Below are 12,692 nucleotides of genomic sequence, written 5' to 3'. Positions count from 1 at the left end.
GTTACGCGGATCAGACCTTGCCCGCGGCGAACGTGGCCGCCGCGTCGGCGTCGGCGCTGTAGCCGAGGTGCGCCAGCACGTCACCGCCGCCGTTCTCGCAGATGGGGTCGCCCTTGGCGCAGAAGTCGATGGTGCGGCTCTGGTAGGTGCCGGTGACGCTCTTGCCGAGGGCGCGGATCGGGTTGCCGAACAGCAGCACCGCGGCGACCCTCGGCGCGAGCGCGGCGGGGATGGTGGCCACGATGGGACTGCCGACCACCGCGCCGTCGCTGCTGATGCCGATGGAGTTGTCGACGACGTTCGCGCCCTGCGAATAGCCGACGAGAATGAAACGCTGATTCGGACAGGCCGCGGCCTGGCCGACGACGTGGTTCACCACGTCCGCGTTGCCCTGCGCGGCCGAGGTGAGCGAAAGGTCGGCGGGGTAATTCACCTTGTAGCTGGACAGGTTTTTGCCCGTCAGTTTCTTCTGGAGCGCGGAATACATCGGGTCGCCGACGATCAGGCCGAGCGTGCCGGGCTCGAAGGTGCCGCGGGCGGCGACGACGTCGATGTCCGAGCAGGTGGCGGCCGAGGCCGTGGGCGCCGAGAGAGTGGTCAGTCCGGCCCCGCCGAGCAGCGAGAGCGCGGCGAGGCACAAGCGGATACGCATGGGGATCCTTTGCGGGGTGGGGCGCTTTGACGCGCCTGCGGAAAAGGACGTCCCGAAGGTATTCGCGTTCACTGACGGGCTGTTATGGACGGGAATTCAGAGATTCCATGTTTTTTGTTGCCGACGTGAGTACGGAAGGTTCCCGCAACTCCACGGCGCGTAGTGCCAGAATGAGGTCCAGCCGAGTGCCAAGGTCGTGCAGGGAGTCGCCGAACAGTTTCTCCAGCTGGCGCAGGCGATAGCGGACCGTCTGGGGGTGGACGTGCAGCCGTGCGGCGACATCGGGCACGTTGCTGCCGCTGAGCAGCCAGGCCAGCAGCGTCTCGGCGAGCCGGGCGCGCTGGCCGTCGGAGACCGAGTCGAGGGGGGCGAGGACCCGCGCCTCCAGCTGGGCCAGCAGCGGTTCGTCGCTGTGCAGCAGCAGGGTCGACAGATGGTCGGCGCAGCGCAGCACGCCCTGGCGGGGCAGGATCCCGCGCCCCATCAGCCCCAGCGCCCGCGCCGCCCAGTGCAGCGACTGCGCGGCCTCGGTGAGCGGGACCGTCGGACCGATCGCGGCCGGGCGGCCGCGCAGCGCGAGGGCGAACGCCCGCCCGCCGAAGCGGCCCGAGCCGTCCGGGTCGGCCATCAGCATCCGCGGCGGCCGCGATCCCATGTCCACCAGTGCGCCGGCCGCCGCCAGGGGCCGGTCCTCCTCGCGCTGCTCCGGGGTGGCCGCGAGCGCGACCACGGCGACGTGCCGCGGCACCGGCCACCGTGCGGCGTGCGCCAGGTCCTGCACGGCCTCCGGTGACACCGGCCCGTCGCCCAGCAGCAGGTCGAGCAGCCGTCGGCGGCGGCGCTCCAGCTCGTCCGTACTGCGTAACCGGGCCTCGGCGTACCCGGCCGCGGCGGCCTCCGCGACCTCGTGCACGGTCCGGAACGCGAGCTCGCCCAGCGCGGCCACCACCGCGGAGTCCAGCCCCAGTTCCTCCGCCGTACGGCCCATCAGCCGCCAGGCGTGCAGCCCCCCGACGCGCAGCGCGGACTGGAGCGCGTCCAGACTGCGGCCCTCCAGGGCCTCACCGCGCCCGAGCTCGTAGTACGTCGCGGCGATCGAGTCCCCCCGGCCGCGCGGGTCGGCGATGTGGTCGACGAACAGGGTCAGCGCCAGCTCCACCCCGGCCCGCAGGTTCCTGCGGTAGTTCCCGTCGGCCGGCCGCGCGTACTCGGGAACCTGACCGCGGACCTCCTCCTCCACCTCGTCGGCCACGGTCTCCAGCTGGGCGCGCAGCAGCTCGGCCAGACCGGGCGGCAACGGCGGGGCCGACGGACCGGCCGGCACTCCGCGCGGGGTGGGGACCGCCATCGCGGACACTCCTTTCACCCGGAACCGGCTCACCCTAGGGCCGTTGCCCGTGGGGCGAGGGAGATGTCCCGTGTTGGACGGACGTCCCCTGCGCTCCGTTCCGTGCCCCGACGGCACCGACATCACTCCGGCACTCCCAGTGCACGGGCGAGCATCGGCCACGACGCGGTGAACTCCCGTTTCCAGTACGTCCAGCTGTGTGCCCCTCCGGTGTAGTAGTGGGTGGTGACCGGGATGCCCAGCAGGGTGAGGGTGTCGGTGAAGGCGTGGGCGGACAGCCACAGGGCGCTCTCCAGCGCCTCGGGCAGCAACTCGTCGGTGCCGCCGGCCAGTCCGCTGCCGCTGGACACGTACAGGGGGGTGCCGCGCAGCCCCGAGGCGCGGGCGCGCGGGTTGAAGCCCTGCCAGGTGAGCAGGTTCAGGATCGGGTTCCCCCAGAGCGTGAGGGGCAGCAGGTTCTCGCGGGCCACGATGGCGTCCACGATGGGGGGCACTCCGAGCGCGGTGGTGTCCAGGATCCCGCTGTAGGAGGCCGCGGCGGTGAACGCGCCCGGGTGGCGGGCCGCGTGGGCCATGGCGCCGTAGCCTCCGGTGGAGACCCCGGCGACGGCCCGCACGCCGGAGGCCCGGTAGTCCCGGGCGAGCAGCGCCGGTACCTCGGTGAGCTGGAAGGTCTCGTAGTCGGGCCCGCTGAGCCAGTCGGTGGGGATGCCGGTGGGGCCGCCGTGGGGCATCGCCACGATCAGGTCGCGGCCCTCGGTGAAGGCCTCGATGTCCGTCTCCCGGGTCCACGAGGTGTAGTCGTCGTGGGCACCGTGCAGCAGGTACAGCACGGGGTAGGTGCGCCCGGTCTGCGTGGCGAAGTCCGTCGGCAGGATCAGCCGTAGCGGCGCGCCGCGGCCGAGCGCGGCGGAGGACACGGTGAGGTCGAAGGTGCGCGGCCCGACCTGGGTCGCGGCCTCGGCCCGTGCGGTGCCGGCGGCGCCGAACAGGACGGCCAGCGAGCCGGCGGCCGCGGCCTTGGCGACGGCGCGTCGGGACACTCCGGTGGTGGGGTGGGGCATGGCGGCTCCTCATTCCGGTTCAGCGGCTCTGCGCGGCGAGTTCGCGCCGCAGGTGGGCGGCGATCTCGTCGACGTGTGGGGGGTCGAGCAGCGACAGATGGTGGCCCGCGACCGGGACGACCGTCAGACGGGGGCACACCTCGTCCCAGCCGAGCGCCTCGTCGTCCCGCTCGTACGCCGGGTCGCGCACGGTGTGCGGGGCGGGCTCGGTGGCCCGGTACAGCACCACCCGCCCGTCGTGGCGGCCCGGGCGGTGGGCCTCGCCGGTCCTGAGGTCCAGATAGGAGGCGCGCTGGTGCTCCAGCGCGGCGGCCGGCACGTCGGCGGCCCCGCGCAGGGCACGCAGTACGGCGTCGATGCGCTCGCCGTCGTCGTCCATCGCGACGAGCTCGTCGTACGGCAGCTCCAGCCGGACCCCGTAGGTGTCGGCCACGTGCCGGGCGAAGCCCGTGAGGTGGGCGCGGATCCGGTCGGCCGGGGTGCGGCCCGGCTGGGGGAGGGGCCGTACGGAGTCGATCAGCACCACCAGTTCCACCTCCCGCCCGGCGGCGGTGAGCCGGCGCGCGGTCTCCTGCGCGACGAAGCCGCCGAAGGACCAACCGCCCAGCAGACAGGGGCCGTCCGGATGCGCCGCGGCGACCGCCTCGGCGTAGTGCCGCGCCTTCTCCGGTACCGTCCGGGCCGCTTCGACCCGGTCGAGTCCGTACACCGGCCGGTCGTCCCCGAGCCGGTCGGCGAGCGCGCGGTAGACGTCGGTGGTGCCGCCGGCGGCGTGGACGAGGAAGAGCGGGGGGCGGGAGCCGGTGGCGCGCAGGGGGCGGAGCGTGTCCCCGGAGAGGGCCTGGGGGAGGGCCTGTCGGATGCGGACGGCCGCCTCCTCGACCGTCGTTGCGCCGAGCAGGTCGCGCAGGGGGAGCCCGACCCGGAACTCGCGTTCCACGGCAGCCCGGATACGGACCGCCATCAGCGAGTCCAGCCCGAGGTCGGCGAGCGCGGTGGCGGGGGTGACACGGGCCGCCGGATGGCCGGTGACGGCGGCGATGTGGTGGCACAGGCGCGCGAGGACGGAGGTGTCGTCCGCCCCGGTGGACTCCTCCGCGAGCGCAGCGGCCGGGGCGGGGGCCGGGGCGGGGGCGGGCCCGGCCGCGGCGGCCGGGCGGCCGTCCGTCCACCAGTGCCGGACATGACGCCAGCGCGGTCCGGGCAGGTCGACGACCCGGCCGGCCGGCAGCGGCAGGCGTGCCCCCGCCGCGTACAGGGCACCCAGTCGGGTCAGGAAGTCGGCCCCGCCGTCCGCATCGCGGCGCAGTGTGCCGACGGCGAGCGCGCCGGGCGCGGTGTCCGCGACGGGCCGGGTCAGCACCGGATGGGGGGAGATCTCGACGAACGCGGTGTGCCCGTCGGCCGCCGCTGCCGCCACGGCCCGGTCCAGGCGCACGGGCCGCCGCAGGTTCGCGGCCCAGTGGGCGGCGTCGAACGCGCAGGTGCCGCGCGGGTCGTCGAGGACGGTGGAGTAGACGGGCACGCGCGGCGCCGTGCCCCGGACGTCGGCCAGCGCATCCGTCAACTCCGGTAGCAGTTCGTCTACTTGTGGCGAATGCCCCGCGCCGACGACCCGCATGGCCCGCGCCGCCCGGCCCTCCCGCTCCAACCGCCGTACCAGCCGGGCCACCGCGGGCTCCTCGCCGGTGACCACCTTCTGGCCGGGCGAGGAGTGGACGGCGACGTGCACGCCCGGGAAGTCCCGTTCCAGGGTGTCCAGTTCGCCGTCGTCGAGGTCGACCACGGCCATCGCGCCCCCGCGCAGCCCGCTGAGCAGCCGGGCCCGTACGGCGATGACCCGGGCCGCGTCCGACACCTCCAGGGCGCCCGCGCACACCGCGGCGGCCACCTCGCCCATGGAGTGACCGATGACGGCGCCGGGCTCCACCCCGTAGGACCGCCACAGCTCGGCGAGCGCCACCTGGACGCCGAACAGGACGGGCTGGGCCACCTCCAGCCGGTCGAGGACGGCTCCGGACGCCAGCTGGTCGTACAGGGACAGGCCGCACTCCGCGGCGAGTTGCGCGTCGAGCTTCTCCACGGCGGCGGCGAAGGCGGGCTCCTCCGCCAGCAGCCGGCGCCCCATGCCGGGCCACTGGCTGCCGTACCCGGAGAACACCCACACCGGCCCGCGCCCGACGAGTTCGCGGTCGTCGGTCACCACGCGCGCGTGCGGCCGGCCGCCCGCCAACGCGACCAGCCCCTCAGCGAGTTCCTCCCGGTCACGGGCGACGACGGCGGCACGCACCGGTCCGCGCCCGGTACGCCCCGCGAGCGTACGCGCCACGTCGGCGGGGTGCGCGGCGCCTCCGTCGGGGGTGAGGAGCCAGTCGGCGAGCCGGGCGGCGGTGTCCCGGACACGTTCCGCGTCGATGTCGGAGAGCGGGTGCAGCCGGGCGGCCGGCCCCTCGGCCGGGGCCGGCGCCAGGGTGCCGGGCCGCCATTCCTCCAGTACCGCATGGGCGTTGGTGCCGCCGAAGCCGAACCCCGAGACCCCGGCGATGGCGGTGCCGCCGTAGCGGGGCCACGGCTCCGGCTCGGTCACCACCCGCAGCCGCGCGTCGACCGGGGAACTGCCCTCGGCGCAGTGCAGGGACGGCGGAACGAGGTCGTGGTGCAGCGCCAGCACCGTCTTCACCAGCCCGGCGATGCCCGCGGCCGACTCCAGGTGGCCGAGGTTGCCCTTGACCGAGCCGAGCAGCAGCGGCTGGTCCGGGTCGCGGCCCGGACCGAGCACGGCCCCGAGCGCGCCCGCCTCGATCGGGTCGCCGAGCGGGGTGCCGGTGCCGTGCGCCTCGACGAGGTCGACATGCGCGGGGACGAGTCCGGCCCGCGCGTACGCGGTCCTCAGCAGGGCCTGCTGGGCGGCCGGACTGGGCGCCAGGAGGCCGTTGGAGCGGCCGTCGGAGTTGACGGCGGTGGCCCGGACCACGGCCAGGACGCGGTCGCCGTCCCGTTCGGCGTCGGACAGCCGCTTGAGGAGTACGGCCGCGCAGCCCTCGCCGCGCCCGATGCCGTCGGCCGCCGCCGAGAACGGCTTGCACCGCCCGTCCGGTGCGAGGGCCCCCGCACGCCGGAACGCGACGGTGACCGCGGGGGAGAGCAGCACGTTGACCCCGGCGGCGATCGCCATGTCGCTCTCGCCCGTACGCAGGCTCACGCACGCCTGGTGCACGGCGACCAGCGACGACGAACAGGCGGTGTCGACGGCCATGCTCGGCCCGCGCGTGTCGAGGACGTACGCCAGTCGGCCCGCGGTGACACCGAGCGCCGCCCCGGCCGGGGCCCACGGGTCGACGCCGGCCGGGTCGGCGACGGTCAGCCGGCCGTACTCCGGGGCGGAGACGCCGACGAACACGCCGGTGGCGGTGCCGGCGAGGGAGGCGGCCGGGACGGCGGCGTGGTCGAGGGCCTCGTGGACGACCTCCAGGAGGATCCGCTGCTGCGGATCCATCACGGCGGCCTCGCGCGGGGTGATGCGGAAGAAGTCCGCGTCGAACCCGGCGATGTCGTCCAGATAGCCGCCGTGGCGGGGCGCGTCCGCGGGCGGGAACGCGGTGAAGTCCCGCCACCGGTCCTCGGGGACCCGCCGGATCGCGTCGACGCCCTCGCTCAGCAGCCGCCAGTAGTCGTCCGGGCCGTGCACCCCTCCCGGCAGCCGGCAGCCGATCCCGATGACCGCGACCGGCTCACCGGGGGCCGGCGGGACGGCCGGGAGCTCCGGCGCCGCCGGTGCGACGTCCTGCGCCGGGACTGCCGAACCTGCCGGTCCTGCCGGGCCGCACAGGTGTGCCACCAGGGCGTCTCCGGTGGGCGCCTCCCACAGCAGGGTCGACGGCAGCTCACGGCCCGTCAGCCGGGACAGCTCCCCGGCCAGGACCACCGCGTCGCGCGAGGCCATGCCGAGGTCCGCCAGCGGCCGGTCCATGGGGACGTCCTCGACGGCGCCGCCGTTCCAGGCGGCCACCCGCCGCGCGATCAGGCGGCGCAGGGCGCTCTCGTCGACGGCGCTCACCGTGCGCCCTCCGCCGCGTAGCCGCCCTCCAGGTACCGCGCACGGGCCCGCGCCCGCGACACCTTCCCGCTGGACGTCCGGGGAACGGTGCCCGGCGCGACGAGGACGACATCGGCGAGCCGCAGCCCGTGCCGGGCGGAGACGGCCGCGCGCACGGCCCGCACCAGCTCCGGCACGTCGATCCCGGTGTGGCTCGCGGTCCGCACGCGCTCGGCCACCACGACCACCCGCTCCCCGTCGGGGCCCGGCACACCGAAGGCGGCGAGCCGGTCGCGCCGCACGGCGGGATGCGCCTCCTGGGCCGTGGCCTCCACGTCCTGCGGGTAGTGGTTGCGGCCGTCGACGACGATCAGGTCCTTCAGCCGGCCGGTGACGATCAACTGCCCGTCCAGGACCGTCCCGAGGTCGCCGGTGCGCAGCCAGCCGCCCCCACCGGCCGCCTCGCCGGCGAGGGCGGCGCCGAAGACCCGCCGGGTCTGCTCCGGCTGGTGCCAGTAACCGCGCCCGACGTTCGGCCCCCGCACCCAGATCTCCCCCACCGCCCCCTCCGCCAGCGCGGCCCGGGACACGGGATCGGCGATACCGACCCGTTGGCCCGCCGATGTGCCGCAGCCCGCCAGCAGGACGGCCGTGGCGTCGTCGGGCCGCGCGGGCAGCGCCTTTCCGGCGGCGAGGGCGTCGCGGTCCAGCGCGAACCGGCGGAGCGGCTCCCCGGGCCGGGCGGCGCTGACGAAGACCGTCGCCTCGGCGAGCCCGTACGACGGGCAGTGGGTGTCCGCCGCGAGACCCTGCGCGGCGAAGGCCTCGTGGAAGCGGTCGGCGGTGGCCGGGCGGACCGGCTCGCTGCCGTTGATCAGCGCGGCGACGCCGTCCAGCCGCAGACCGGTCTTCTGCGCGTCGGTGACGGCCGAGGCGCAGTAGTCGTAGGCGAAGTTCGGCGCGGCACTCAGCGCACGCGGATGCGCCCCGAGCAGCCGCAGCCAGCGCGCCGGCTCGTGCAGGAACGCGACCGGATCCATGAGCACCGACAGCAGACCCCGCACCGCCGGGGCGGCGACGCTCAGCACCAGTCCCATGTCGTGGTAGAGCGGCAGCCAGCCCACGCAGGTGACCGGACGGTCGTCGGCGCCGTAGGCGGTCAGCGCCTGCCGGGCGTTGGCGACGACGTTGGCGTGGCCGATCTCCACGCCGGCCGGGGTGCGGGTCGAGCCGGAGGTGTACTGGAGGTAGGCGATCGCCGTCTCGTCGGGCGGGCCGGGCCGCCACGTGCCGGCGGCGTCGTCGGGCACCTGGTCCGCGACGACGATCCGCACCGGTGCGCCCGCGCAGACCTCCCGTACCTCCTCCAGGACCGGGCTCGTCGTCACGACGGCCGCCGGACGCGCGTCGGCCAGGACCGCCGAGAGCCGGTCGCCCTGCCCGGGCAGACCGGGCGGATACAGCGGCACGGCGACCAGGCCGGCGGCGAGCGCCGCGAGGAAGGCGGTCACGTACTCCGTCCCCTGCGGGCACAGCAGCGCGACCCGCGACCCCGGCCCGGCCTCCTCGGCGAGCCGGGCGGCCAGCGCCCGCACCCTGAGGTCCAGGCGCCGCCACGTCAGGGTGCGGTGGACACCCCGCGAGTGCGGGGCGGGATGGTCGACGAAGGTGAACGCCCGGCGGTCCGGGGTGGTCTCGGCCCAGTGCCGCACGTACTCCGGCAGGGTCCGGTACGCGGGCGCGAGCGGGGGGCGGCGGCTGTCCATCGGGCGTGGCTCCTCACGTCACGGGAACGGGCTTGCGGGGCGGGGCGGTCAGAGCGGGATGTTGCCGTGCCGGCGCTCCGGCATCGGGGCACGCTTGCCGCGCAGCGCCCGCAGCGCCCGGCACACCTGGGCGCGGGTCTCGCGCGGGGCGATGACGGCGTCCACGTATCCGCGTTCTGCGGCGAGGTAGGGCGTCCCGTGGGTGCTCTCGTACGCGGCGACGAGGCGGGCGCGCAGCGCCTCGGGGTCCTCGGCGGCGGCGAGTTCCCGCCGGTGCAGGACGCCCACCGCGCCCTCGGCGCCCATCACGGCGATCCGGGCGGTGGGCCAGGCCAGGTTGATGTCGGCGCCCAGGTGCTTGGAGCCCATCACCGCGTACCCGCCGCCGTACGCCTTGCGGACCACGACGGTGACCTTCGGTACGGTCGCCTCGGCGTAGGCGTACAGCAGCTTGGCGCCGCGCCGGATGATCCCGCCCTGCTCCTGGCGCACACCGGACAGATAGCCGGGGACGTCCGCGAAGGTCAGCAGCGGGATGCCGAACGCGTCGCAGAACCGCACGAAGCGCGCCGCCTTCTCGGAGGCGTCGATGTCGAGGACGCCGGCGGCGTGCAGCGGCTGGTTGGCGACGACGCCGACCGAACCGCCCTCGATCCGGGCCAGCGCGCAGACGATGTTCGGCGCGAACAGCTCCTGGATCTCCAGCAGTTCGCCGTCGTCGACGACCGCGCGCAGGATCTCGCGCATGTCGTAGGCCCGCCCGAGCCGGTCCGGGACGATTCCGTCGAGCCGCCCGTCGCCGGGCGACGCGCCCGGGGCGTACCGCGGTGGCGGTTCGAGGTTGTTGGCGGGCAGGTACGACAGCAGGTCGCGTACGGTGTCGAGGGCGTCCTCCTCGTCGGCGGCGAGGAAGTGCGCGTTGCCGTTGACGGTGTTGCTGGTGCGGGCGCCGCCCAGGTCCTCGGCGCTGGTGCGCTCGCCGGTGACCGTCTCGATGACGTCGGGCCCGGTGACGAACATGTGCGAGGCGCCGTCCACCATCACGGTGAAGTCGGTGATGGCGGGTGAGTACGCGGCCCCGCCGGCGCACGGTCCCAGGACGACGGAGATCTGCGGGATCACGCCGGACGCCTGCACGTTGCGGTGCACCAGCTCGGCGTACAGGGCGAGCGAGGCGACGCCCTCCTGGATGCGGGCGCCGCCTCCGTCGTTGAGCCCGACGACCGGACAGCCGGTCTTCAGGGCCAGCTCCATCAGCGCGACGGCCTTCTCCCCGAAGGCCTCGCCCATGCTGCCGCCGAAGACGGTGGCGTCCTGGGCGAAGACGCACACCGGGCGTCCGTCCACCGTGCCGTGCCCGGTGACCACCCCGTCGCCGTACGGGCGGCGGGCTCCGTCCCCGGTGGGCCGGGCCCGGACGAACAGGCCGGTCTCGGTGAAGGAACCGGCGTCGAGCAGCAGGCCGATCCGCTCCCGGGCGGTGAACTCCCCCCGTCTTCGCGGCCCGCCCGCCGCCACCGCGCGTGTTCGGCGGTGTTCCAGCTCGGTGATGCGGTCGGCGGTGCGGTCGGCGGTGCGGTCGGACACGTGGGGCTCCGTCTCCCGCGTGTCCCGCGCCTCGGATGTCGTTGCCTCGGTCGTCACAGCCACCTCCGAAGTGGCTTTCGAATATGGCAGCGACTCAGGAATTGGCCGAGAGGAACGCCTTTCTGTGTGCCGGATGTGAGTCCCGGGGGAGCTGGGTTCGTCCTGGCGTGACAAGGGGCCGCCCGGCGGCGGCCCCTGATGTGCGGATTCAGCCGAGAAGGTGCTTGCCGATCCCCGAGGCGACCTCGGCGTGCGACAGGTACTCCACGATGCTGTGCGCCCGGTCACGGGCGTTGAGGACGGCGAGGTCCATCAGGCCGTCCGCCCAGTCGTCGGCCAGCGGGCAGCCGATGGCCACCGCGTCCGTCGGACACCAGGCGTTGAGCCAGTCCACCACCTTGTCCGGACGCTTCGGCCCGCCGATGAGCAGCCTGCTGTACACGCTGTCCAGGCCCAGCGGACTTCCCGCGGTGGTGAGGTGGATCGCCTTCACGCCGGGGGACAGCCGGGTGGTGAGGTCCATGCCGACGACCGTGCCGAGGCTGTGGCTGACGAGCACCACCTCTCCCGCGTCCGGCATCGTCTCCAGCACGCAGTCCAGGACGTCCTTGCGGACGCGTGGTTCCTCCAGGTAGGCGGCCACGTCATGGAAGACCAGGCTGATGGTCAGCGCGTCGAGGTCGCTCCTGGCGGCCAGCCAGCTGAGCTGCCGTTGCAGGGCCCCGACCACGTCCGGCAGGCCGATCCGTTCCGCGACCGGCAGCCCCTCCCGCGGGATGTCCCACTTGGCGGCGGCCTCGCCGAGGATGTCCTCGTACGCCGCGTGCGCGTAGGGATCGGCGGGCGCGACCGCCTCCGCGGCCGCGAGGGCCGTGGCCTCCACGGCGCGGGGGGCGGCCTCGTGCGGGGCGAGGGCCTGCACCAGTCGGTCGCCGTAGAAGGGGAACCAGACGTCGGCCGGATCGACCGGCGGGAGTCCCGCGCCGACGAGTCCCTGGTTGAGTCCTGCCGCCCATTCGCGGCGCAGCTTCTCCGGGTCCTTGCCCTCCTGGGAGCGGCCGTGCAGGAAGACCAGATGCCGGTCGCCGCCGAACGCGCCGGCCCGCGCGGGCAGGCCCGCCGCACCTGTGGCGGCCCGCTCGGGGGCCGGGGGCGGCACGGTGACGGCGGCGGTCACCGTGGGACCGGCGGGGGCCTGGACCGCCTGGAGGCCGGACTCCGGTCCCGTCTCCGCCAGCAGCGACCGCTGCCGCGGGGTCAGGGGCAGGGCGGCGAGGTGTCGGAGGATCGAGCTGACGCGTACGCCCTCGTTGGACACCCAGTCGATCGCGTCGTCGCCGTCACCGGGCTGCCACAGCTGTCCGTCCGTACGCAGGATCCGGCCCTGGTCGTCGGTTCTGGGCACACCGCTGTGGTGGAGCGCGACGACCTCCCACTGGTCGTTGAAGACCGGGGAACCCGAATTGCCCGGCTCGGTGTCCGTCTTGTAGTGGAGGAAGTCGTCGAGCCGGACCTGGAGCGTGTTGTCGCGGACGGCGATCTCCTTCAGCCGCCCCATCGGGTGCCCGACGACGTTGACGGGCTCGCCGATGACCAGCTTTCCCGGCTGGGCGCTGAGCCGGTTCCAGCCGAACGTCTCCCCCGGCGGCCGCCCGTCCGGGCCGGCGGCGACCAGGACGAGGGCGAAGTCGAGGCCCTGGTCCGCCAGGAAGAACCCGTCGGGGTCGAGTTCCAGCCGTGCCGGGGCCTGCGGCGCGTTGTCGACGGTCACCTGGGCGTCGAACTCCACGAAGCACTGCCGGGCCGCCGCCGCGTCGAAGAGTACGTGGTGGTTGGTCATCAGCAGGCTCGGTGACACCAGGAATCCGGTCCCGAGCGGCAGTTCACGGCCACCGTCCCGCACCGAGATCCGGGCGACGGTACGCGCCGCCCGGGCGCCGCGCGGCAGGAAGCTCCACGCCTGAAGGTCCTTGGACGCGCCGAGGATGCGTTCGTACGCGGCGGGCGGGGCCAGCGGTTCGGCGCGTACGGCCTCGACCACCAGGGCGGCGGGTACCGCCTGCCGGTCGAGCAGGCGCGCGGCGCGCGCGGCGAGGTGCTCCTGCGAGTCCGGGAACTCCACCCCGGCGTCCTGCTGCTGTTCGACCGCCTGCCGCTCGTCGCTGGTCTCCCGGTACCGGTCGGCGGCCGCCGCGATGTGGCGCCGCAACTCCTCGCGGGACCTGTCCGCGGCCCCCAT

The 12,692-nt window shown here is 74.9% G+C and carries 7 protein-coding genes; all 7 read right to left on the bottom strand.

The features are described from left to right. Positions 1 to 10 precede the first annotated feature (10 nt). Positions 11 to 652 (bottom strand): cutinase family protein, encoded by a 642-nt coding sequence (locus tag ABZ915_RS03065; RefSeq protein WP_361794799.1) that lies wholly within the window; start codon positions 650 to 652, stop codon positions 11 to 13. Positions 653 to 734: 82 nt separating this feature from the next. Next, on the bottom strand, positions 735 to 2,000 hold the full coding sequence (locus ABZ915_RS03060) for a helix-turn-helix domain-containing protein (RefSeq protein WP_361794796.1): 1,266 nt from the start codon (positions 1,998 to 2,000) through the stop codon (positions 735 to 737). Positions 2,001 to 2,122: 122 nt separating this feature from the next. Continuing rightward, positions 2,123 to 3,064 carry an alpha/beta hydrolase family protein gene (locus tag ABZ915_RS03055; protein ID WP_361794793.1) on the bottom strand — a complete coding sequence of 314 codons (942 nt, stop codon included), beginning with the start codon at positions 3,062 to 3,064 and terminating at the stop codon, positions 2,123 to 2,125. 19 nt (positions 3,065 to 3,083) lie between these two features. Then, positions 3,084 to 7,121: a type I polyketide synthase gene (locus ABZ915_RS03050; RefSeq protein WP_361794790.1), complete on the bottom strand. Its 4,038-nt coding sequence runs from the start codon at positions 7,119 to 7,121 to the stop codon at positions 3,084 to 3,086. After that, positions 7,118 to 8,866 (bottom strand): fatty acyl-AMP ligase, encoded by a 1,749-nt coding sequence (locus ABZ915_RS03045; RefSeq protein WP_361794787.1) that lies wholly within the window; start codon positions 8,864 to 8,866, stop codon positions 7,118 to 7,120. Before ABZ915_RS03045 ends, ABZ915_RS03050 begins: the two co-directional genes overlap by 4 nt. A gap of 48 nt (positions 8,867 to 8,914) precedes the next feature. Further along, the gene (locus ABZ915_RS03040) at positions 8,915 to 10,453 is read right to left on the bottom strand and encodes an acyl-CoA carboxylase subunit beta (protein WP_361794784.1); all 1,539 of its coding nucleotides are present in this window, start codon (positions 10,451 to 10,453) and stop codon (positions 8,915 to 8,917) included. A gap of 208 nt (positions 10,454 to 10,661) precedes the next feature. After that, complete coding sequence (locus ABZ915_RS03035; protein WP_361794781.1) at positions 10,662 to 12,692, bottom strand: serine protease; 2,031 nt, start codon at positions 12,690 to 12,692, stop codon at positions 10,662 to 10,664.

The organism is Streptomyces sp. NPDC046915 (genome assembly GCF_040644935.1).
Classification (GTDB): Bacteria; Actinomycetota; Actinomycetes; order Streptomycetales; family Streptomycetaceae; genus Streptomyces.
This window is presented reverse-complemented; position numbering and strand designations above follow the sequence as displayed.

Excerpts from the sequence above, each read along its gene's own strand:
- ABZ915_RS03065 (WP_361794799.1), bottom strand. The coding sequence starts at position 652 with ATGCGTATCCGCTTGTGCCTCGCCGCGCTCTCGCTGCTCGGCGGGGCC.
- ABZ915_RS03060 (WP_361794796.1), bottom strand. The coding sequence starts at position 2,000 with ATGGCGGTCCCCACCCCGCGCGGAGTGCCGGCCGGTCCGTCGGCCCCG.
- ABZ915_RS03055 (WP_361794793.1), bottom strand. The coding sequence starts at position 3,064 with ATGCCCCACCCCACCACCGGAGTGTCCCGACGCGCCGTCGCCAAGGCC.
- ABZ915_RS03045 (WP_361794787.1), bottom strand. The coding sequence starts at position 8,866 with ATGGACAGCCGCCGCCCCCCGCTCGCGCCCGCGTACCGGACCCTGCCG.
- ABZ915_RS03035 (WP_361794781.1), bottom strand. The coding sequence starts at position 12,692 with ATGGGGGCCGCGGACAGGTCCCGCGAGGAGTTGCGGCGCCACATCGCG.